General features: G+C 50.0%; 23 protein-coding genes and 1 tRNA gene. 20 read left to right on the forward strand and 4 right to left on the reverse strand.

Going from position 1 to position 21,754, the window contains the following annotated elements:
* The first annotated feature begins 7 nt into the window (after nucleotides 1-7).
* Both HY845_02350 and HY845_02355 read left to right on the forward strand, forming a co-directional pair.
* Nucleotides 8-90, forward strand: a tRNA-Leu gene (locus HY845_02350).
* A 4-nt stretch (nucleotides 91-94) separates the two neighbouring features.
* A complete protein-coding gene (locus HY845_02355) occupies nucleotides 95-823 on the forward strand; it encodes a class D sortase (protein QQG51385.1) in 729 nt (242 codons plus the stop codon).
* Here the strand turns inward: HY845_02355 and HY845_02360 are convergent.
* Nucleotides 820-1,521: a PEGA domain-containing protein gene (locus tag HY845_02360; GenBank protein QQG51386.1), complete on the reverse strand. Its 702-nt coding sequence runs from the start codon at nucleotides 1,519-1,521 to the stop codon at nucleotides 820-822. The two genes, HY845_02355 and HY845_02360, sit on opposite strands and share 4 nt — an antisense overlap.
* Nucleotides 1,522-1,635: 114 nt before the next feature.
* On the opposite strand from HY845_02360, the gene HY845_02365 reads away from it, so the two are divergent.
* The 7 genes from HY845_02365 (at nucleotide 1,636) to HY845_02395 (ending at nucleotide 9,555) form a co-directional block, all read left to right on the forward strand.
* Nucleotides 1,636-2,643, forward strand: coding sequence for a rod shape-determining protein (locus HY845_02365; GenBank protein QQG52153.1), 1,008 nt, complete (start codon nucleotides 1,636-1,638; stop codon nucleotides 2,641-2,643).
* Nucleotides 2,644-2,649: 6 nt separating this feature from the next.
* Complete coding sequence (locus HY845_02370) at nucleotides 2,650-3,255, forward strand: class I SAM-dependent methyltransferase (protein ID QQG51387.1); 606 nt, start codon at nucleotides 2,650-2,652, stop codon at nucleotides 3,253-3,255.
* 7 nt (nucleotides 3,256-3,262) lie between these two features.
* A complete protein-coding gene (locus HY845_02375) occupies nucleotides 3,263-4,351 on the forward strand; it encodes a glycosyltransferase family 4 protein (protein QQG51388.1) in 1,089 nt (362 codons plus the stop codon).
* Nucleotides 4,338-5,060, forward strand: a complete 723-nt coding sequence (locus HY845_02380; GenBank protein ID QQG51389.1) for a WecB/TagA/CpsF family glycosyltransferase — start codon at nucleotides 4,338-4,340, stop codon at nucleotides 5,058-5,060. The genes HY845_02375 and HY845_02380 overlap by 14 nt, the downstream gene beginning before the upstream one ends.
* 108 nt (nucleotides 5,061-5,168) lie before the next feature.
* Nucleotides 5,169-6,461: a transcription termination/antitermination protein NusA gene (gene nusA, locus HY845_02385; GenBank protein ID QQG51390.1), complete on the forward strand. Its 1,293-nt coding sequence runs from the start codon at nucleotides 5,169-5,171 to the stop codon at nucleotides 6,459-6,461.
* A 110-nt stretch (nucleotides 6,462-6,571) separates the two neighbouring features.
* On the forward strand, nucleotides 6,572-9,079 hold the full coding sequence (locus HY845_02390; protein QQG51391.1) for an ATP-dependent Clp protease ATP-binding subunit: 2,508 nt from the start codon (nucleotides 6,572-6,574) through the stop codon (nucleotides 9,077-9,079).
* Between the two features lie 113 nt (nucleotides 9,080-9,192).
* The gene (locus tag HY845_02395; GenBank protein QQG51392.1) at nucleotides 9,193-9,555 is read left to right on the forward strand and encodes a hypothetical protein; all 363 of its coding nucleotides are present in this window, start codon (nucleotides 9,193-9,195) and stop codon (nucleotides 9,553-9,555) included.
* A 296-nt stretch (nucleotides 9,556-9,851) separates the two neighbouring features.
* Here HY845_02395 and HY845_02400 read toward each other — a convergent pair whose 3' ends face one another.
* Together HY845_02400 and HY845_02405 are read right to left on the reverse strand one after the other, a co-directional pair.
* Nucleotides 9,852-10,067 carry a hypothetical protein gene (locus HY845_02400; GenBank protein QQG51393.1) on the reverse strand — a complete coding sequence of 72 codons (216 nt, stop codon included), beginning with the start codon at nucleotides 10,065-10,067 and terminating at the stop codon, nucleotides 9,852-9,854.
* Between the two features lie 117 nt (nucleotides 10,068-10,184).
* A complete protein-coding gene (locus HY845_02405) occupies nucleotides 10,185-10,532 on the reverse strand; it encodes a response regulator transcription factor (protein QQG51394.1) in 348 nt (115 codons plus the stop codon).
* Nucleotides 10,533-10,829: 297 nt separating this feature from the next.
* Here HY845_02405 and HY845_02410 point away from each other — a divergent pair, with 297 nt between their 5' ends.
* Nucleotides 10,830-11,084, forward strand: a complete 255-nt coding sequence (locus HY845_02410; GenBank protein ID QQG51395.1) for a hypothetical protein — start codon at nucleotides 10,830-10,832, stop codon at nucleotides 11,082-11,084.
* 53 nt (nucleotides 11,085-11,137) lie between these two features.
* Here the strand turns inward: HY845_02410 and HY845_02415 are convergent, their stop codons facing one another.
* Nucleotides 11,138-12,115, reverse strand: coding sequence for a hypothetical protein (locus HY845_02415; protein QQG51396.1), 978 nt, complete (start codon nucleotides 12,113-12,115; stop codon nucleotides 11,138-11,140).
* A gap of 119 nt (nucleotides 12,116-12,234) precedes the next feature.
* Between HY845_02415 and HY845_02420 the strand changes: the two genes are divergently transcribed.
* The 10 genes from HY845_02420 (at nucleotide 12,235) to HY845_02465 (ending at nucleotide 21,734) form a co-directional block, all read left to right on the forward strand.
* Entirely contained in the window at nucleotides 12,235-13,497 is a 1,263-nt protein-coding gene (locus HY845_02420; GenBank protein QQG51397.1) for a DNA polymerase IV, read from the forward strand.
* Nucleotides 13,498-13,569: 72 nt separating this feature from the next.
* Nucleotides 13,570-14,196, forward strand: a complete 627-nt coding sequence (locus HY845_02425; GenBank protein QQG51398.1) for a hypothetical protein — start codon at nucleotides 13,570-13,572, stop codon at nucleotides 14,194-14,196.
* A 142-nt stretch (nucleotides 14,197-14,338) separates the two neighbouring features.
* Entirely contained in the window at nucleotides 14,339-14,944 is a 606-nt protein-coding gene (gene lexA / locus HY845_02430) for a transcriptional repressor LexA (protein ID QQG51399.1), read from the forward strand.
* Nucleotides 14,945-15,522: 578 nt separating this feature from the next.
* Nucleotides 15,523-15,768, forward strand: coding sequence for a hypothetical protein (locus tag HY845_02435; GenBank protein QQG51400.1), 246 nt, complete (start codon nucleotides 15,523-15,525; stop codon nucleotides 15,766-15,768).
* Between the two features lie 150 nt (nucleotides 15,769-15,918).
* The gene (locus tag HY845_02440) at nucleotides 15,919-16,347 is read left to right on the forward strand and encodes a LytR C-terminal domain-containing protein (GenBank protein QQG51401.1); all 429 of its coding nucleotides are present in this window, start codon (nucleotides 15,919-15,921) and stop codon (nucleotides 16,345-16,347) included.
* Between the two features lie 132 nt (nucleotides 16,348-16,479).
* Nucleotides 16,480-17,007 carry an NYN domain-containing protein gene (locus HY845_02445; protein QQG51402.1) on the forward strand — a complete coding sequence of 176 codons (528 nt, stop codon included), beginning with the start codon at nucleotides 16,480-16,482 and terminating at the stop codon, nucleotides 17,005-17,007.
* A gap of 17 nt (nucleotides 17,008-17,024) precedes the next feature.
* A complete protein-coding gene (locus HY845_02450) occupies nucleotides 17,025-17,747 on the forward strand; it encodes an ABC transporter ATP-binding protein (protein QQG51403.1) in 723 nt (240 codons plus the stop codon).
* A gap of 109 nt (nucleotides 17,748-17,856) precedes the next feature.
* The gene (locus HY845_02455) at nucleotides 17,857-19,122 is read left to right on the forward strand and encodes a hypothetical protein (protein QQG51404.1); all 1,266 of its coding nucleotides are present in this window, start codon (nucleotides 17,857-17,859) and stop codon (nucleotides 19,120-19,122) included.
* Nucleotides 19,123-19,213: 91 nt separating this feature from the next.
* Nucleotides 19,214-20,581 carry an HD domain-containing protein gene (locus HY845_02460; GenBank protein QQG51405.1) on the forward strand — a complete coding sequence of 456 codons (1,368 nt, stop codon included), beginning with the start codon at nucleotides 19,214-19,216 and terminating at the stop codon, nucleotides 20,579-20,581.
* A 40-nt stretch (nucleotides 20,582-20,621) separates the two neighbouring features.
* A complete protein-coding gene (locus HY845_02465) occupies nucleotides 20,622-21,734 on the forward strand; it encodes a DUF3048 domain-containing protein (GenBank protein ID QQG51406.1) in 1,113 nt (370 codons plus the stop codon).
* Nucleotides 21,735-21,754 lie beyond the last annotated feature (20 nt).

The raw sequence follows: 21,754 nt of genomic DNA on the forward strand, positions 1-21,754 counted from the left end.
GTGATTTGCCGAAGTGGCGGAACGGTATACGCGGAGGTCTCAAAAACCTCTGGGAGCAATCCCTTGTGGGTTCAAGTCCCACCTTCGGTACAGCATGCCTATTAAACAAGTTACCTTCAACGAGGAAGACATTCGCAAGATTTTCGAATCAGAGACTGCTGGTAAAAAATTCAAGCGCCTTTTTATCCGTACAACGCGCCAGATACTCGCGCTTGGGTTCTTGTTTGTTTTTTTCTTTACCCTTATTAACTTCGGCGCTTTTTGGACCAAACTAAAGTATTCTATTGCCGCCCCAACCGAAACTACGCAGTCCGTACCAATTGAGCCACCAAAACCCGTTGTTAATTACGCTCCGGAGTTAATCATCCCCAGCATCAACATAACTGCTCCGATAGCGTTGAACATCCAGCCTAGCCAGGTTGTAGAGCAATTACGTAACGGAGTCGTCCATTACGCTGACACCGCGCTTCCAGGCGAGATTGGCAATGCGGTTATCATCGGCCACTCATCTGACTACCCATGGAGTGTCGGAAATTATAAGAATATCTTTGCCCTTCTAGACAAACTTGTAATCGGGGACAAAATCACCGTTCCTTACGGCTCACAGCGTTTTGTATACGAGGTAACCGAATCCAAAATCGTTAAGCCATCAGATTTATCGCCGCTTAAGAAAAGTGACGCACCAAAACTGACGCTCATAACCTGCTATCCCGTTGGTACGTCGCAGAAGCGTTTGGTTATTTCCGCCAAGCTCATTGAAGGCGAGCCAACGGGCTATCAACTATCTGAGCCGTTTTTGGAAGAATTACCGCGCGCCCGTTAGATCTGCGGCTTGTCGAGTTCTAACTTGTGAACCACGCCGCCTTCTTCGATGAGTATTTCCCAGGACGACGCTCGAAGCATGATACGCGCCGGCATCTCTTCAGCCAAATTATAAATAAGATAATCCTGCGGTCCTTCGGGGAAAAATAATCGTATTTCGTCTCTGATCTGGTAGATGTAGCCGGGCCCAAAGCGACGAGCTTGCGTTGGTTGGGTGACAAATCGGCTAACAAGTGCGTTGTAATCAAGCAGTTCGCCGCTCTCGCTAAGGCTTAAGCCGGTGTCAAAATACGGCTCCACTGTCATTTCGAAGTCTTCAACGATGGTACCTTTTGGATGAACTGCAACTAGGCGAAAATCTTTTATCAAACCCACCTCCGCTGCTGAGAGTTCAAAGCGCTGCCGCCAATCCTGGAACCCCTCTTTTTGTAGTAGAACCTCGTAGTTACCCGGCAAAACGCCACGTTTTTGATACGGCACTTCGCGGGCAATTAATTCCCCGTTTAGATAAAGTGAGACGCCGATATACTCCTGTTTGCTTTCAACGGCGACGACAACCGTCTGCTCAAATCGCTTGGTTTCGGGGTTAAAGCGTAGGCCGTTGGCCCAGACAACTGCGATCGACGAAAGAATGAAGAATGATGCAACGGCAAGGGCGCCAGCAAGGAAGGTTAGCATCTGACGTCGTTTACGACTCATGGTCTTACAATGATATCGCCAAAAAGGTTGGCGGGCTATGGGCGCGTCGTTGAATAATACTTGGGAATTGCTAAGATACCCGAGAATAGTAATCTCTAGATTCGGAGCAAACTCATAATCCGACGAATTGGCGTGGATCTGGGCACAACCAACATCTTAATCTTCGTGCCTGGCCGTGGCATCGTCATTGATGAACCAGCCGTTGCCGCTATCGACGCTTTTGATAATAAGATTGTCGCGTTCGGTGAAGAAGCCCGCAAAATGCTCGGCAAAACTCCAGATTCGATTATCGCGGCTCGTCCGCTGAAAGACGGAGTAATCGCTAGCTTCAAGATTACCGAGGCAATGTTGCGCTACTTTATTAACCGACTCAGCGGCCGTCTACGTCTATTTCGCCCGGATATTATGGTCGCAGTGCCCGTTGGGGCCACTTCCACAGAGCGTCGAGCAGTAACGGATGCCTGTATCGCCGCCGGTGCTAAGAACGCTTTTTTAATCAAAGAACCGGTTGCCGCGGCCTTGGGCGCCAACGTTCCTATCGCCGCTGCTGAGGGACATCTTATAATCGATATCGGCGGCGGGACAACCGAAGTAGCTGTGATTTCGCTTGGCGATGTCGTCGCGGCGACTTCAGTTAGAGTTGGGGGTAATCGAATTGACGAGGCCATCGCGAGTTTCATCCGTAAAAAGTACTCCTTAATTATCGGCGAGCAGACCGCCGAGGATCTGAAAGTACGTATCGGAACGGCGATGCCGCTCAAAAAAGAAATGACTCATGAGCTCTCCGGTACTAACTCGGTTACTGGTTTGCCGGAATCGGTTTTAGTCAATTCAACAGACGTTATGACCGCGTGCCAAGAGGAACTTAAAGAAATAATCGGTGCTGTTAAAGCCGTTCTGCAGAAGACCCCACCTGAGCTTGCGGCTGATATCATGGATAAAGGAATGATCATGACCGGCGGGGGATCACTACTTCGCAACTTGGACCAGCTATTCACTAAAGTCACTGGTGTGCCGTGCCAGCTTGCTGAAGACCCACGACTCTGCGTCGTCAAAGGCACTGGAATTGCCGTCGAGCACCTAGACGAATTCCGCCGCTCCGTTCTGTGGGCCAAACGCTAACAATAGATGGATCAGGATACTATCGCGGCATACAACGCTCAGGCTTCCCGGTACGACGAGCAGACGGAGGATTTCTGGGAGCGTTTCCCGGTGAACTTCATCGATAAGTTTTCCAAACTAGCGGGGAACAACGTGATAGACATAGGTTGTGGCCCGGGACGGGACGCGTTAATTCTAAAGAAGGCCGGCCGCGACATAATATGTATCGACGCAAGCCAGACTATGGTCAATATCTGCCGCAACAAAGGGTTAACAGCTGTGGTTGCCGATCTCCTGGCTCTCCCTTTTGAAAACGAACAGTTTGATTCTGCTTGGGCATATACTTCGTTCCTCCATCTTCCAAAAACGGAGATACTTAAAGCGCTAAAGGAAATGAAGCGAGTGGTCAAAACCACCGGCGTATTTGCGCTTGGAATGATTGAGGGCGATGGGGAGGGCTACGTGAGCAGCGAAAAAATCACATTGCCGCGTTATTTTGCCTACTATCAGCAGAAGGAATTAGAAGAGATTATAAAAAAAGCTGACTTTAGAATAACCCACCAAGTGGTTTTCGAGCCTAATAAGAGGCGATATCTAAACTACATCCTGAAAAACCCTGATTCTCAAGTATAATATGCCTATGACAATTGGGATTGACGCTTCGCGAGCCGTTAAGCAAATTCGCACTGGCGTGGAGCAGTACTCTTGGGAAGTTATCCAACAGCTTCTAAGGCTCGACAAAACGAACAAATTCATTTTATACGCGCCGCACAATCCAAGAGATCCATTTCCTCTGGGTAGCCGCGCTGAGTGGTGCATTATTAAACAACGTCGTCTATGGTCACAAATTGGCCTGGCGCGGGAGCTAAAAAAGAGCCCACCCGATGTCCTTTTTGTGCCGTCGCATGTTATTCCTTTTGCCAGCCGTGTGCCGGCTGTTGTGACAATTCACGATACGGCATATAAGTACTTTCCTGGTTCATATTCGTACGCCGAGCGTAACTATCTTAACTTCACTACTGCCGTTTCGATTCGACGAGCAAAAAGGGTGATCGTACCATCGACTTCGACTAAGCGTGATGTCATAAAAGAATATCCGGAGAGTCAGAATAAAATCGTTGTCATTCCTCACGGCGTCGACCACGTTACTTTCAATCCGGATATCAAAGCTGACCGTCCAATCAAAGACCCGTACGTATTTTTTGTTGGCCGGATCGAGGATAAGAAAAATGTCAGGTTACTGGTCGAGGCGTTTGCCTTACTTGCCAAGGAGCGCAAGAACATCCGACTCGTACTGGCCGGAAGTAACGGCTACGGATTCGAGCGGGTTCAACAGACCATTCGCGCGCTGCCAAAACCGGTGCGCGACCTGATACTTCAGCCGGGTTATATTCCGCGCTACGACCTAACGCGCTACCTCAAACATGCCCACGCCTTCGCCTTTCCAAGTATTTACGAGGGGTTTGGCATGCCGATGCTGGAGGCGATGGCCATTGGCACTCCCGTTGTTTGCGCTGACGGATCGTCATTGCCTGAAGTAGCGGGTGATGCAGCCGTCCTCTTGCCGCCAAACAACCCGTTAGCCTGGGCCGCCGCCTTGAGCAGGATTATTAACCAACCGAAAGTTGCCGACGAGCTTCGACGCAAAGGTTTTAAGCAGGCAGCAAAATTCACCTGGGAAAAGACCGGACAAGAAACACTTGATACGATCATTGATGTGGCAGCCTGACTTCGTACAAATTCTTGGTGTTCGTGTCGATAATATGACCTGGAAGGCTGTCGACAGTTTCGCCCTAAAAGCCCTTTCTGGGAACGAGCCTAATCAGATTGTTACCGTGAACGGCGAGCATATTCTGGCGGCAAGCAATAATGGGCGACATCGAGACGTTATTAATAATGCCGATGTGGTCGTTCCTGATGCCACAAATGTTGTTCTGGTAAGTAGGCTCAAAGGAAGAGGTTTGCACCAAACTATTCCAGGTGTTGATTTGGTTTTATGGCTTGCCAAGACCGCCGCCGAAACTAACCACACCGTTTTCTTACTTGGGGGCGGCACTGATATTGCGAAAGTTGCAGCGAGCAAATTGCAGAGCATTTTTCCTGGACTTAAAATATCCGGTACCAGTAGCGCCGATCCTGACGAGTTGGAGGTTATTAAGGAAATTCGTGACGCCTCCTCCGATATTGTTTTCGTTGCTTATGGCGCCCCGAAGCAGGAATATTGGATCGCTGAACATAAGGCAGCGACCGGCGCTAAAATTTTGGTCGGAGTTGGCGGGACGTTCGATATGCTATCAGGCGTTTTGCCCCGAGCACCAAAACTAATGCGATCACTGCACTTAGAGTGGTTATGGCGCCTTATCATCCAACCAAGCCGAATTGGTCGAATTTGGAACGCGGTTATTGTCTTTCCCTTTAAAGCCCTTACTACAAAATAGCAATTGCATTACCGCGCTGCTTGCGATAAGATGTATTTACCAGGCTAATCGAGCCTGGGCTTTTTAAAGACAATTACGTTAAACTAAGCATAAGGAGATCAAAAACAGATGGCCATTTCACCCTTCGCTGCAGCAATCAACCAATTAGCCGATGAGCGTGGTTTACCACGTGAAACTGTCGTGGACTCAATTCAGGCCGCTGTCGCTGCTGCTTATCGTAAAGAATACGGTCATCAAGAGCAGGAAGTACGTGCCGAGCTTAACGAGGAATCCGGAAAATTTCACGTATTCCAGCAATTCGAAGTAGTTGAGCCAGGCGAAGAGGGGATCGAGAACATTCACGCCCAGTTGACCGAGGAAGACGCTCAGAAGATTAAGAAAGGCGCCAAAGTCGGTGAAATTGTCGAGATCGAGCTTGAGCCACACGAAGAGTTCGGGCGAATTGCCGCTATGACCGCTAAACAGGTTATCTCTCAACGCCTACGTGAAGCAGAGAAGGAAATTCTCTTTGCCGAATATAAGGATAAGGAAGGCCAACTAATTAACGGTTACGTTCAGCAAGTCGAGGGTCCAAACGTTATTCTTAATATCGGCAAACTAAACGGTCTAATGATCGCGTCCGATCAAATCCCAAATCAAAACTATTTCCCGGGCCAGCGACTTAAAGTTTTGGTCTACACCGTTGAGGAAACCGCCCGCGGACCTCGTGTTCTCGTGACTCGCTCAAGTGCTGATTTCATTAAGAAACTTTTCGAACTAGAGGTTCCAGAGATCGCCGCAGGTTCCGTTGAAATTAAAACCATCGCCCGTGAAGCAGGTACTCGTACTAAAATGGCCGTCATCTCCACTCAACCAGGGCTTGACCCAGTCGGCTCCTGCGTGGGCCAGCGCGGTACTCGTGTCCAAGCAGTATTAAGCGAGCTTGGCGACGAGAAGATCGACATCATCCCATTTATAGATTCTGATGAGGAGATGATTATCAACGCTTTGTCTCCAGCAAAAGTGGAAAAAATCATTTTGAAGAAGAAGGCGAAAATTGCCGCGGTCGTTGTCCCTGAAGATCAGTTGTCGCTAGCCATCGGTAAAAACGGCCAGAACGTCCGTTTAGCCAGTAAGCTGACCGGTTGGGAAATCGACATCGTCAAAACAGACGGGACTAAAGCTAGTGCCAAGAAACCTGTCGAAGACGCGGCAGAGCTAATCGAAAAATCTGAAGAACACACCGAAGAAGAAGCGAAACAACTTGCCGACGCTGCCGTTGATATGCCCCAAGCCGAGACGGCTGAAGTGGTTAGCGAGCCAGAAACAACCATCGCTCCTACTGATGCGCCTGCTGAGACGCCTTCGGAAACGACCGAGGAGCAGAGCGAAACCTCTGCCTCAGACACCGAAGAAAAGTAAACTTTACAAGCCTGTCAAGTTTGCTTTACATTTATTTTGGCCCAACAGGTTAGATTTGGCAGTTCTCACGCCTGACATGGCGGGTGATATCTGCTAGAATGCTATAAAACATGAGCAGAGAATTTAACGCTTTTGACAGACTCAGCGAAACGGCTCAGAAAATAATCCACGACTCTGAGGCGATTGCCCGTTCGATGGATACCGGCATCAATACCGAGCATATTCTCGCGTCGTTGGCGAACAACCCTGGGACAATCTCTTATGATGTCTTGCGAGAGTTGATGATCAGCCCGGAGCGGATTTCTTTCGTACTCCATAACCGCAACGCCAACTTAAAACCATCGTACGGCATGTCGCCCGACATAACTCGTATCCTCAAAACCGCATTTCAAAAAGCGTATTCATACGGGACTGCCTCCGTCGATACTGAGCACCTATTGCTCGCCATGACCCTAACCAAGGACTGTAACGCTTATCAAGTTTTAAGTGAGTTAGATATCGATCCAAAGATCCTACGCGACCAGCTAGAGCAGTATTTCGAACAGCTCCGCGCCGGTGAAGAGCAAGGAGCAAGTGAACATGAAGAAGGCGCTGAGGGAACGACGCCAGAGACTCAACTGCCGCAGTACCCACAAGAACTAACTCGGGGCGGGGGACAGAGCAAGGCGAAAAGTGCCATCGATTACTTTACAACCGACCTAACCAAGATGGCCAAGCAGAACAAGCTTGACCCAACAATTGGCCGCGACAAAGAGATGCGACGGATGATTCAAATATTGATTCGCCGGATGAAAAATAACCCAGTTCTAGTTGGCGAGCCAGGAGTAGGAAAGACCGCGATTGTCGAGGGTTTGGCAACGAGAATCTCCCGAGGCGACGTGCCACAACAGCTCTCTGATAAACGAGTTCTGAGTCTCGACTTAGCCTTACTAATTTCTGGTACGACCTATCGGGGCCAATTTGAGGAGAGAGTTAAGAAGCTTGTTGATGAGATTATTAAAGCCGGCAACGTCATACTCTTCTTAGATGAAATTCATACTATCGTTGGCGCTGGCGCTGCCGAGGGCTCAATGGACCTCGGGACCATCTTTAAACCCGCCTTGGCACGCGGCCAACTACGCTTAATTGGCGCTACAACCCTTGATGAGTATCGTAGATATATCGAGAAAGACCCGGCGCTAGAACGTCGGTTACAACGGGTTGTCGTTGAAGAGCCCTCAGCCGAGGAATCAGTAAGAATACTCGATGGCCTACGCCAAACTTACGAGAAACATCACAGCGTCACGATTGATGCCGACGCAATTGCCGCGGCCGTTGAGCTCGGTAAGCGCTACATCAACGATCGTTTCCTGCCCGATAAAGCCATCGACCTGATTGACGAGGCTGCGGCCGCAACTCAGCTTGAGAGTAATCAGCTGAAAACCTCGAACAAACTCCTTCAACTGGAAGGTGACCGAAAGAAGGCGGTTGATGAGCATAAGCTCGCCGCGGAGAATTTTGATTACAAAAAAGCCGCCGAATGGCGTGTTCTCGAACTGCGCCTAAATAACGAGATTGAAAAACTAAAAGGCAAACTGCCTAAGCGAAGTAAGCCCCGCGTCATTACCCGCGAGGATATTGCTCAAATCGTCTCGATGTGGACTGGTATTCCGGTTACCGCTCTTAACCGAGCCGAGAAAATACGCCTGCATGACCTGGAGAACGCGCTTCGAAAGCATATTATCGGCCAGGATGAGGCGATTCAATCGATAGCTCAAGCGATCAAGCGCTCAGGCGCCGGTGTCGCCGATCCGAACCGTCCACTGGGCTCGTTTATTTTCTTAGGCCCAACTGGGGTAGGGAAGACTGAGCTAGCTAAAGTGCTGGCACGTGAAGTTTACGGTCGCGAAGAGGCGCTCGTCAAAATTGATATGAGCGAGTTCATGGAGCGCCATAACGTTTCACGTCTCGTCGGTGCGCCGCCCGGATACGTCGGCTACGAGGATGCTGGCAAATTAACTGAAACCATCCGTCGCCAGCCATACTCCGTAGTTCTTCTTGATGAGATTGAGAAAGCTCATCCAGATATCTTCAATATGTTGCTACAGATTATGGAAGACGGCTACCTGACCGACGCCAAGGGTCGCCGCGTCAACTTCCGTAACACAATCATTATCATGACCTCGAATATTGGCATGGCTGAACTTAACCGACAGGCAGCAATTGGTTTTAAGGTTGGAAAAGAAGCCGATGTTAACGCCCGGTACGAGGAGATAAAGTCGCAGATTAACGACAAGCTAAAAGAGAACTTCCGTCCTGAATTTCTTAACCGGCTCGACCGAGTCGTGGTCTTCCGACCGCTTTCCAGCGAAGACGTCAGCAAAATAGTTCAAATCCAAATCGACAAGCTTTCCAACCGCTTGCTTCCAGAAGGCATCCAGATAGCTGTTGAGGAGTCGGCTCGTGAGTTCCTAGCCGAGAAGGGTTTCGACCCGCAATTTGGTGCTCGTCACGTTAGAAGGGTTATCACTGAATACATAGAAGATCCGCTTTCCGAGCTGTTACTGAGCGGCAAACTGAACAAAAAGTCGCCGATCCGCGTTTTACGTAAAGGCGCAAAATTGACCCTGGTAAAATAACCGCCAAAAAAATAGCCCACGAAACACGCTTAGTAAAAGCGGCGTCTATACCTTGACTTTCTCGGTTAGACCTGTTAGTGTAGGTGCGAACTGCACAGGAGGTGCATGTACCTATGAAACGGATATCAGACACATTCTTCGTCATCGCAGTCGTGGCGTTTGCCGCCGCTGTTCTCTATGAGTACGGTGAACGGACCCAGCCTTATCTCGCTACTCGCTGGGCAAGCTATGGCCATCAGGCCTGGCTCGTTTTCGCCGTTGCGGTTGGGCTTGGCTGTTTCTTCGCTGCCATCCAGTGGCTCGTCGAGTCGGTCAAACGAAAACGCCAGCACGATGACGAAACGCTCGTGGAAAAGACCCGAATCGCTGTTCTGGCCGAGGAGACTGCAAAACTTCTCGAGACAGAGAGCAAGCGAGCCAAGCTGTTCGCCCAAATGGGCGTAAACGGCGCCGGCCAGGTTATCTCACGACGTTAGCGACTTTATCCCTCGCGACCCTCACCGAGTCCCCCGTCAATTCTGGCGGGGGCTCATTTTTTTATCTAATTTCGGAGTTCGTTCGGTTTTACACTTTTCCACAGTTTCTTGGTTAAGTTTCGGCTTGTGTTTGGGGATAAGCCGCGAGTGAACACAGCGGCGCACCACAGTGAACGGGAAAAGTATAATTACCCCCCCCCTCGACTTTTCACCGTGAACGAGGACTTCCTTATATAACTGCCGCCTTATCAATAAGGTTTGAAAGAGGGCCGCCAGATTGGCGGCCCGTCCATGGGTTACTCACTAACGACATGAGGAGGAATCTGCCAGACAATCATGCCTCTTAGATCAGCCGCCTCGAGCGCTTGCTTGAGCGTGGTCGCGTTGAGCTCGCGATACAGCGCCATACGCCACTTCTCGATCTCCTTTTCTTCAAGGCCGAGGGATTGGGCGATTGCCTTGTCGCTTTGGCCGTTGAAGATCGCCGCGTCAATTACTCGATTTTCGTTCATATACCACCTCCGTGTGGTCAACCTATTTTAACAGATTAGCCGCCTCAAGAGGCGGCTATCGTGGGTAGGCTCGGCGTTGAGCCATTTGCGCGTCATCCTCGACACGCGGTACGTGATCTAGCGGGCGAACGGTTCGAACGGGATTAAACCCAACCGAGTCGCTGCTCGGAAGGCTTGAACCCTGTTGTGCACCTGAAGCTTGTCGTAGATATTCGCCAAGTGGAAATCTACGGTTCGCTTAGATACATAGAGAGCATCGGCAGCCTCCTTGCTGCTATTGCCCTGAGCGATTAGGCTCAGAACTTCGATCTCCCGTCTGGTCAGCCTGACACCTCTTCTGCAAGGGTCAGGCTTGGAGACGAAAGGGCTTTCACCCTCGTCCCTCTGGAACGAGCCGTTTTGGCTAGGAACACGATTCCCGGCAGGCGCAAAGCCAACCGGACGAGCTTGAAGTGCAGTAATCAAACAATCCCTCCTGGGTATTCTCCGCGGCATCTAGCACACGGATTCTCTAGTTTATAGCAACTAACCATTAGTGTCCAGTAGCCAAATCCCCACATTTTTGCCGTGGCTTAAAAGCGAACAACCCTTTGCAGGAACTTTTCGGAGGATGCCAGCATGGTCTGTGAGCGAAGCTCACAGTGGCATCCGAGAATAAAAGCTACGAGTCCGCTGGGACGAGGAGCGGTTCCGAAAAGGTTGTTGTGAGCGCACCTTGACTGTTCGGTTTTTGTTCGCCATATTAAGAAAAAGGAGGGTAGTATGGAAGAAGTTAAAACGACTCTGGGGGAACCAGTTAAAGTTATCGCCAGTTTCTCGCCGCATAAGTTCAAGATTCACTTTTTCAACTGGAAGGAACGAACTTATCCAGTCGAGTCGATGAATTTATTCCATATTGAGCGTGATGGCAGTAAGAAGCTTTATCATTTTGCCGTTAGCAGCCGCGGCAATTCTTATGAACTGGTTTTCGATCCAGTAACTCTCGACTGGGTTTTGGCTGATATGGTCCAAGTATAAAACTGTGCCCGGCGAAAACGCCGGGCACTTTGACCAGGAGGAAGGGGCGGTTATTAGCCGACCGCGACCCTCTCTGGTGGGGGAGGAAGCACCTCAGGATGAAGACGGGCCAACTCCTGGAAGAAATTCTGGCGCATACGCGCCAAGGTGTCCTTGAGGGCGTAACGCTCCAGACGCTTGAGGGCATGGAGAAGCTCATCAGCCTCCACCCGGCCGTGCTGCTTCATTAGCAGCTGTCCGGAACCAAGGAGTAAGGCGCCATGAACATCATCGTGATAGATGCGTTCTTTGACTCGGTGGAACGCGTTTTGCGCCATACCGACCATCAACTTACTCCAGAGCTCACTTGTGACTTCCTGCTTGATCACGTTGTTGAGCGCCCGTATTGAGGTTTCTGCTGTTTTGAGTAGGGTGTTGCCGATCTCGCCATTGCGGACCACCAGCACCTGGATACCGCCGCTAAAGGCGACCTCAGGTTCGGCGATCCTGACGGTACGGCCACGTCCGTTCCCCTTAAGGAAGTCGTAGATCTTGGCCGCCTCTGGATGAAGCTTGTGAGTTTCACCACCAATCGAGTGGATGCCGTAGATCGGGTACAGACTATTGTAAGCCGCCCGGTGATAGCTGCCGCAGAGCAGTGCCCCTATGGCAACCTGAAACCAACCGATCTCGGCGTGCGCCCCGGCATCGTTCAAGATGAAGTGCTTACCCTTCTCCACGGTCGGTAGCACCGCCGCCAGCGGCGAGAGCAAACGCTCTTGCTTACCGGTTTCAGGATTGATCAGCCAGATCGGCTCGATACCGCGGGCAATGGCGACCAAGTCGCCGCTTGTTGCCGCTGATAAAGCGCCAGAGGCGTTTTTGGGGTCGTGACGCGGCAGCAATAGCCGCCGTTTGATCTCCGGCAGGGATTCAACACCCTCGACGTTCATTCCTTCCTTGACTGCCAGCTCCACGGCGGCTTTGGCAGTAGTAGGGATATGGGTGTCGTGGCCAGAACCCTTAGTGTGGACGAGTAGTTTTGGTCTCATAATTGCTGTCTCCGGTTTCCAGAACTGGAAAGTACGTTGGACAATTATACAACGAATCTTGTCCGAGATTAAGATTTCCGCCTCTTGTTTTTCGGTTTTTGTTCGCCTTAGATAGAAGTATGCGCAAGATACTTCACGTCGACATGAACAGTTACTTTGCGACGATGGAGCAGCAAGCTTACCCCAATTTGCGAGGGCTACCGATCGGCGTGGCTGGCAAGGGTAGGGGAGAGCGAACAGTCGTAACCGGCGCCTCGATTGAGGCTAAGCGTTACGGCGTTAAATCAGGTATGTCCACGTGGGAAGCCTTGAGGCTTTGTCCCGGGCTAATAATCGTTCCAGCGTGTTATGACCGCTACATTTTCTCCTCAAAACGGATTTTCGCTCTGCTCGAACGTCTCAGCCCAACAATTGATGTTTTCTCGATCGACGAAGCGTTTGCGGACCTGGGGGAGGATATAACCTGGGAAGAAGCTGCCAAACTTGCCCAGCAGTTTAAAGCACTAATAAAAAGCCATATCGGGTCGTGGGTAACCTGTTCGATCGGTATCTCTTACGGTAAAACACTCGCCAAACTCGCCTCGGAGCTAAAAAAACCTGACGGCCTGACCCTTGTCCGTCCTGAAGATTTTGCGGCTATCGCCGAAAAGACTGCCATTGAGGAGCTCTGCGGTATCGGCTATCGTTTGCGGCCTAGATTGAATCAGATGGGTATTTTCACGATCAAAGAGCTGGGGGATATGCCAAAAAATATGCTACTAGAAGCTTTCGGAGAGTTTACCGGCACTTGGCTGCATAATATTGGCAACGGCATCGACAACAATCTTTTGCGTTCGTTTCGCTCCTTGCCTCAGGAAAAATCAGTCGGCCACTCTTACACCTTGCCACAAGACGTTCATACCTTAGGAGAAGCTAAAAAGGTTTTATTGCTGCTCAGCGAGCGAGTCGGCGTCCGTTTGCGCCGCAAAGGCTTGATCGCCCGGGGTGTGGCGGTTTATCTGCGTTTTTACGACCGAAGCGGTTGGTCTAAAAGTGCCTTGCAAAAAAGCTTTTTTAATGACGGACGAGAGATCTACCAAGCCGCCGAGCAATTGCTCGAAATATTCAACAACTCCATCAAACCGGTTCGCCTCGTCGCCGTGACGGCCACAAACCTGGTACAACAGACCGAAATAACCCAGTCTTTATTCACGGAGGATAAGGAGTACGAGGAGTTAATTCGAGCCGTAGATAAGGTTAACAACCGCTACGGCGAGTTTACGGTGTTCCGGAGCAGCTTAGCGACAATCAAACGGAGGATTTTCAACTTGCCCGACGGTCGTAATAAACGGATCTACTTGCCACAAATAACTGAAGTGAATCCGTTTACTAAACGGATCTAACCGACTACCACACCCTTTCCAAGCCACTAATTGCGCGGTATGCTACCCCCTGCCTGAAAAGGAGTTCCTTCTATGCCGACTGATACTGAACTTGCTCGTCCATCAGATTCCGCCAAGGTTTTGAAGATCGTGCGGAACACGCCCGGTCAAAAGTACCTCATTGGCGAAGTTAACAACCTGTTTGTTGCGGCAGCGGTTCGCGAGAGCGACGGCCAGCTGCTCATCTGCCAGATGCCACACGAGGCCAACAACAACTTGCGAGGTGCCCCGGTGCTGCCAGCTGTACGCACCGACACACCCGCACTGAACGGCGCCGCACTGCTCGCGGCACACCTCAACGACTCTTTCGGTCTTGAGGCATTTCCGATCCAACCGATCGGACACCACATCAGAACTGGCCAATGCCGGTTCCACCCTGAGGGCCCGCGCGACGTCTTTCACACCTTCTGGATCTGCGTGATCGAGGGGGACCAGGACATCCGAAGGCTCTACGGCTACCAGTGGGCGAACTTTTGCCGTCCAAAAGACTTTCGAACGCTCGTGCACGCCGGTGGTGTTCCAACAGAGGGCATTCTCGACCAGATCGAGTTCAACAACCTTGGCGTCTCCGCCGACCGTCACCCCTTCGACGTTCTAAGCAACATCGCCAAATACGCCGAATCCATCCACGACGGCGAGCTACTCAAGTCTATCTTGTAGGGCTCGTCCCAACTTCACGAAAGCCGCCTGGAATTATCCAAGCGGCTTTCTCCGCATTCAGATCGCCAACAGATACTTGTTGTCGAGGTACATGTAAGTGCTATTGACACGTTCGGTTTTTGTTCGCTACGTTAGTACTAACATGTTAACACCAAAGCAAAAGCAGATCTTAGATTTTATTGAGAGTTTTATTGATGAGAACGGGTACTCACCAAGTTATCGAGAGATCGCTGAACATTTCGGCTTCTCTTCGGTCGCGACCGTCGCTGAACATGTCGAGAATTTACGATTAAAAGGCTACTTGTCCAGCGAAGCCGGTTATCGTTCACTCCAGGTAAAAGAAGTCGCCGTTGAGCCAGACTCAGGTTTTGACGTTTTGAATATTCCGCTTATGGGCGCGATTCAAGCCGGAAAGCCGATTGAGGCGATCCGGACCAGCGAAACTCTAGAGATTCCCCGCGATATGATGGCACGAAACGTTTTTGCCCTGAGGGTAAAAGGTGACTCGATGATCGATGATGGTATTTTAGACGGTGACTATGTTGTAGTTGAGCCGTGCCAGAGCCCCAAAAATGGTGACATCATTGTCGCCTTGATAGATAAAGACGATGTAACGCTAAAGCGCTTTTATCGGGAAAAGGATCACATACGTTTGCAGCCAGCCAACAAGAAGTACCAGCCAATTCGAGTTAAAAAAGTAACGATTCAAGGTAAGGTGCGAGGTGTCATTCGAAAATTTCGCGGTTAAATAAGTTTTTAGCGAGTACAGCTCAGAGATTTAGGGAATAGAAAAAGGGCCGCTCCGAGGAGCGGCCCTGCCAGTCAACCTGTCCTGGCTTGCCCGTGCTGCATCCGAATCAGCTTGGTTTTACCCCGTAGTCCAGCTCAACCTAACGGGGTGAGGGTAGGAAAGAAACCGTGGGGGTCGCGCAACACCTGGAAATTCCTACAAGAGGAACCCCCGAAGCGTATATAGCGACCCAGCCTCGGGCCAGAGACCCCCTATGAAGAGGGCGTATGTATGAGGGGGTCTGGCTGAGCTAGCTGGCCTTGACTCGTAAGCCAAGTACTCCTTTGACCGCAATAGAGTTTTACCGGCTGCTCACATCGAGATTTTGCCTTGGTTGGCATGTTTTCGGATGTTTGTATAAGGAACGAAGCCAAGCCTGCTGGAATTGCTGAAGGCCTGACGCGACTCGCTATGATTGCTTGGCAACACAGCTAGGCAATAGTATGGCGGATGCTCGTCGACAAGTCAAGTAGCGTACTGTCGATAATTTTCGGAATTGAATACTTAAACGGCGCTGTGGTATATGTCAAAGGTGAATGGCACGCAAAGGCGAACGAAAATTGTTTTTGTTTGGTAGATACTCCTTGGCCCTCCTACTACCTAAACGCTGGCTTACAGAGCTTGGTGCCAAAGCAGGTACGATCGTCTCACTAGAAATGGACAGGGCGCGTAAACGAATTGTCGTGCGCTTTGGCGCGGAGCAACCAAGTATAAAATCGAGGAAGTCAGCAGATCATAAAAGTAGCGACGAACCAGACTGGGAACCGATCAAGGAACTTTGAGACTCACGACAACTTTCCCTAGGGACATTAAGTCCCGGCGGGTATACTGAATCCATGGCACGCGACATGGATTTTCGAAGACCAACGCGGTCGGTGGTAAATACTGCCCCCACCACACACGGAAAAAAACCTCGCCGCACGACGTGGCCAATGCTGATGCTAGTGGTCGGGCTCGGCCTTGCTGCCGTTGGTCTTTTTGCTAGTTATTACAACAGCTCCTCCGACTCCGTTAAGCCGACGACTACAACGGACACACCCGTAACCTCGGATGAACCTAGCGGTAATTCAGCCGATGTATTTTCAAATAAAAATACTGCTTTCGAAGTCAAGATCTACGACTCGGGTGCCGGCGACGAAGCGGTAGACTCTACCACGGCACTACTAACTGAAAAAGGATACACGGTTAAAAAGCTGGGCAAATCACAGTTTGTTTACGACAAGACTTACATTTGGCACATTCAAACTAGGCTGTCCGAGGCTCAAACAATCGGCGCTTTATTGCAGGGTAGGGAAGTCAGTTATAAAGAATCGCAGAACTCAGGTGGCTTCGAATTGTTAATTTACCTGGGCAAACAATAGCTTTTTAAGGTAAACTGAATACATGTTAGGTCTAACTCCACCAACAAGTTACGCCAACCAACGAGTCGGCGTTTTCACTGCGAGCAAACCTTCGCGAGAAGAAAAACGCTGCAACGAGTCAAGAGGGAATAAATGCTCGGTTTGACACCTCCGACAAGTTACGCGAATCAACGCGTCGGCGTTTTTATCGATATCCAGAACATGTACTACAGCGCCCGGGCGATGTATGACAGCCACGTCAACTTCGGCAAAATACTTGAGCACGCCGTTAACAAGAGGCAACTTATTCGCGCTATTGCTTACGTCGTTCGTTCAGACGCGCCGAAGGAGCAAACTTTCTTTGACGCTTTGGAGAAAGTCGGCCTAGAGATCCGTTCTAAAGACATCCAGATTTTTCCCGGTGGTGAAAAGAAAGGCGACTGGGACGTTGGCGTTGCCGTTGATGCAATTAAAATTGCTGACCGTCTCGACGTGGTTGTTTTGGTCACCGGCGACGGAGATTTCTTACCGCTGGTCACATATCTCAAGGAGAATAAAGGGTGCCGCGTTGAAGGCATCGCGTTCGGTCGTAGTACTTCTTCCCGGCTAATCGAGGCTCTCGATCACTTTTACGACCTGGACGCAAACGCTAAAGATTATTTGATCAAAACGAAACACTAAAAAATGCGGGGGGACAGATGCTTAAGGCACGAGAATTAACTGTTTTTGATAAGGCGATTCCTGTTCTCACGAACATAAACTTAGAGATAAAACGTGGCGAAGTAGCGGCGTTTATCGGCCCAAACAACGCTGGCAAGTCGGCACTTCTTCGGGCACTAGCCGGTGGTTTCGAGCACTACGACGGAGAAATTCGAGTTGGCAGCTACTCTTTGAAGAACAGTGAGAAGGCAAAAACGCAGCTCGGCTACCTGTCATCTCCAGTTGCCTTCGAGAACTATTTGACTGGACTCGAATGGCTGGAAGTAGTAAGCGCCGCTTATCATTTAGCGCCGCCTAAACGAATCGAGGCAATTCTAAATTTGGCCGATAAGTTGAACTGCAAAGATAGTCTTTACACCATCTTAGATAGCGCTGATGAGTCAACTAAACAAAAGGTTGGACTGATCGCCTCGCTCTTGCATCAGCCGTCAGTTGTACTCTGGGACGAGCCAATAAACAGCCTTGATCCAACGTCCCAACAGGAGGTTTCCGAGTTGGCGCGGCGGGTGTCGAGTGATGGCGCTGCCGTTTTAATTGCCACCAACAACTTGCCTTGGGCCGAGCGTGTTGCCGAGAGATTTTTCATTATGGATCAGGGTGAAATTCTATCTGACGGCACTTTATCGCAGCTAAAAAGCCTTTCCCGTGCTGAAGATCGAGATTTATTGACAATTTATAACAGCGTTCTACATGGGCAGTGAGAAGATCTTGTGGCGCCTGCACGCTCGTCGGTTTCTACGGAGTTTCAACGAAGAGCCTTTCCCTAGGTTTGTTCTACTTATACTGGTAGCTGCAGCGGCAGCATTGGTAATGGCGGGATTTTACTATATCGGTGCTTCGGCCGTGGGAGAGGGCAGCACCGCCTTCTTGAGCGTTAACCTGGCGCTACTAATAACGATCGGCTTCTTTGTTGGTATTACGCCTCTAAGAACCTCGATGGCCATAACGCAGCTCCCTATTAGTCGCCGAGCAATTCAGTGGGACGGCATTATCGGATTGATGCGGCTGCCTTTAGTAATCACTTTAGTAATGACAGTCCCATTTTATGTCGGCAGGTCCTCAAACGGTTATTACTCTTTTGTGGAAATTTTACTGTTAATTTTAAGTATCCTGGTGGTGGCGTTGTCGTGTTATATCGCTGCGAACAGCGCCTCTCAGCTACTAAAAGCCTTAACACACAACAGTTTCGTTCGTTTTATGGCGATGATAAGTGTTCTAATCCTGATGTTGGAGTTTTTTTCCAGGTCGAACCAAGCCGTGAGCGCCTTAGAGCGGACTTTCAACTCGATTAGCTCGGGGGAAGCTTTGCTCGTCATACTGGCTTCGGTTGGAATAATCGGCGCTGCTGTTACGGCAATTGAAGCTAGCGAACCAGTAATTACCAAACATCGTCGTTCGCCATTTTGGAGTCTTATGACCCACCATCGAAACTTTAACAATATTCCTAGTCTAGGTGAGTCCGTATTTATTAGAGAACTGCTATTTTTCCTTAGAAACGTTACAACCCATTTAATAATCGCCGTGATTCTTGTGTTGTTTCTACTCACCCAGGCTTTGGGCGCTAGCTTGTTTAACTCCCCTGTGCTTGGATTCTTGATCTTGGGTGTGGCGTTAGGTTTGATTAGCTACTTCGTCAGTTTTCCTAGTGGTAGGAGGTTCTATGCGTCAGGGGTGAGGCTATCTCACTTGCCACTTAATCGTCGGCAGACCTACTGGGGCAGTTTCGCTGCAAGCGGCTTAATTACCGTCCTTCTGGGAGGCGTATTGGCACAACTGGCACTAGAGCAGCTAGAAATGGCTGGGCCGCTAACTCTGCTCGTACTTGTCTCAATACCGCTGTCACTGCATTGTTTGGCCTTTAACTCTGGAGTAAGAGTCGGAGACCGCAACGACGAACTGACACTACTCGACGAAGGGTTAGGGATAATTCTTATTTTTGCATCGATCGCGTTTGCGCTTGTGTTATTTAGCTTCCTTAACGGCGCTAAGCCCTCAGAAGCCATCGCTATCAGTGTCGTTTGGGCGCTAGTTTACTCCTTCGGCGGGTTACTTTTGCTTAAAAACTCTCGAGCTTAAGGGTAGGCTTAGCTACAATTAAGATAATGAGAATAGTTATTTGGCTAATTATCGCCTTGTTTATTATTAGCTCTGTCATCATCTTCTTCTAATGATTAGCGCCCCAGTGTGGCTCGGGGAATTGATTAAGGCATTTCATAGTAAAGGCCATACTGCTTATGTAGTTGGTGGGGCTGTTCGTGACGAGTTGCTCGATAAGACGGTTCAGGAATGGGACATCGCGACCGACATGACCCCCGACGAGACCGAAAAATTGCTTCACGATATAAGAGCAAAGAGTATTGGCACCGTCGGTAAGCGCTTCGGCACAATCACGGCACAATTTCACGGTGAAACAGTAGAAATAACGACGTTCAGAACCGAGCAGTACGAGGTTTCCTCGCGCAAGCCCGAAACGAAATTTGGTAATGATCTCAAAGACGATTTATCGCGAAGAGATTTTACGATTAACGCTATAGCTTACGACCCAATTAAACTTGAGTTGATCGATCCATTTGGCGGCCAGGATGATCTGAAGAAAAAGATTGTCCGCGCCGTTGGCAGCCCGAACCAGCGCTTCGGCGAAGATCCGCTCCGAATGCTTCGGGCAATACGCTTTGCCGCGCAGTTAGATTTCGAGATTGAACCGGAAACAATGCAGGCGATCATCGATGAACGAGAGCACTTTGGTATCTTATCGGCAGAACGCATTAGCCAAGAAATCGATAAGATTCTTCTCAGCCCCCGACCTAGCTTGGGAATTACGCTTCTAGTTGAGAGTCGTCTGATTGAATATATCCTGCCCGAATTATTGCCATCGATTAATTTAGAGTTTGAGGCACACGAGCATAAGGATATTTACCACCATATTCTACAAGTACTCGATCAAACACCGCCTAAACTGCCCTTGCGCTGGTGCGCCCTACTACACGACATTGCTAAGCCGTTAACCCGGCAAAAAATTGACGGTGAATTTCACTTTTTGGGTCATGAGAATCTCGGCGGCAAAATGGCGCGTACAATTCTTACCCGTTTGAAATACCCTAACGATTTCATTAAGTACCTGGTGCACATAGTACGTCAGCATCAACGTATTCCTGGCTACGACGGCGCTTGGTCCGATGGGGGAGTGCGACGTTTTGTCCGTGACGCCGGTGAGGCGCTAGACGACCTGTTTACCTTTGCCGAGGCCGACCAGAGCGGCAAGAACGAGAAAAAATTAGCGCTTTATCGCTCTCGACGCGCCGAACTAAAAGAACGGATCGACAAGCTCGAGAAAGAAGCCGAGATAGCCAAGATCAAAAGCCCGCTAGACGGTGCGGAACTTATGGAGATATTCAAGCGACCTGCCGGGCCGTGGATTAAACCAATCAAAGAGCATCTACTTGCCCTCGTGTTGGACGGTAAGTTAGGCGAAAAAGACAAGAAAGAAGCAACAGATATAGCCCGTATGCTAATAAAAAACCTTTCCTCACAGTAGGCTTGGCAGCACCTCGAGAATTCGTTACCCTACTAAAGAGATGGAAGGGGATTTTGTTATTAAGCCGCCCGTTACTCCGCAGAAGTCGCCAAAGAGATTCAAGGCTTGGCTTGTTAGCCATAAAAAAATAGTGATTATCGCCGTAATTGCCCTGCTTGTTTTAGTGCTATCAGCTTTTACTTGGTTTGGACGAGACGAAGGACCGGTGGAGGCGTCTAAAGTTCAGCCCACCAGCGAGCCGAAAGAGCTTCCGAGTCTTATAAACGGTGTTGTTGTTGATAGGAGTATTTACAATCGCCACCCAGTGGCGGTGATGATCGAGAATTCGCCGGCGGCGCGGCCGCAAACAGGGCTGACAAGCGCTGATGTTGTCTACGAGGCGGTCACCGAGGGCGGCATAACGCGTTTCATGGCGCTTTATTCTATTAACCTTCCGACAAAGGTTGGCCCCGTCCGTTCAGCTCGAAGCTACTTTATTGACTACCTGAGCGAATATGACGCCTTTTACGCTCACGCCGGCGGCTCCCCAACGGCCCTGTCGCGCATTGGGGAATATAAAATCAAAGATTATCCCCATTCTAACGACGCTTACTGGCGAGAGCCACGTAAGGGCGTAGCAAGCGAGCACACATTGTTCGCTGACGTGTCGAAGATATTCAATTTGGGCGTCGAGAAAAAAGGCTGGAGCGCCACTGCGGATTTCAAGAGCTGGTTATTTAAAGACGCTTCCGCTACGCCTGCCCCGGCGGCGGCCGTAAATATTAAATTCTCCTCAGCACAGTTCAATGTAGTGTGGAATTTCGATCCAGTTACCAAGCTCTATAGCCGATCGATGGGTGGGGCTGTCCACAAGGATGCCACTAGCGGCGAGCAAATCACCGCAGCGGCCGTTCTGGCTCTTAAGGTGTCGCATTCTGCCAATCCAGCCTACAAGGGCACTGGTAAGGAATCTGAATGGAATATGAGCACTATCGGCGAGGGCGAAGCTATGTTATTTCAAGACGGGACTGCCGTCAATGCGACGTGGAAAAAGCCCGCGCGAACTGAGAGAACACGTCTCTACGACAAGGCCACCGGCGCTGAGCTTAAGATCAACCGCGGTCGGATTTGGGTTGAGATCGTGCCCCAAGAGGGTAGTTATAGTCAAGGCTAAAAGAACTGCACACAAAAGGA

Source organism: Candidatus Berkelbacteria bacterium (assembly GCA_016432625.1).
Lineage (GTDB): Bacteria > Patescibacteriota > UBA1384 > 2-12-FULL-50-11 > 2-12-FULL-50-11.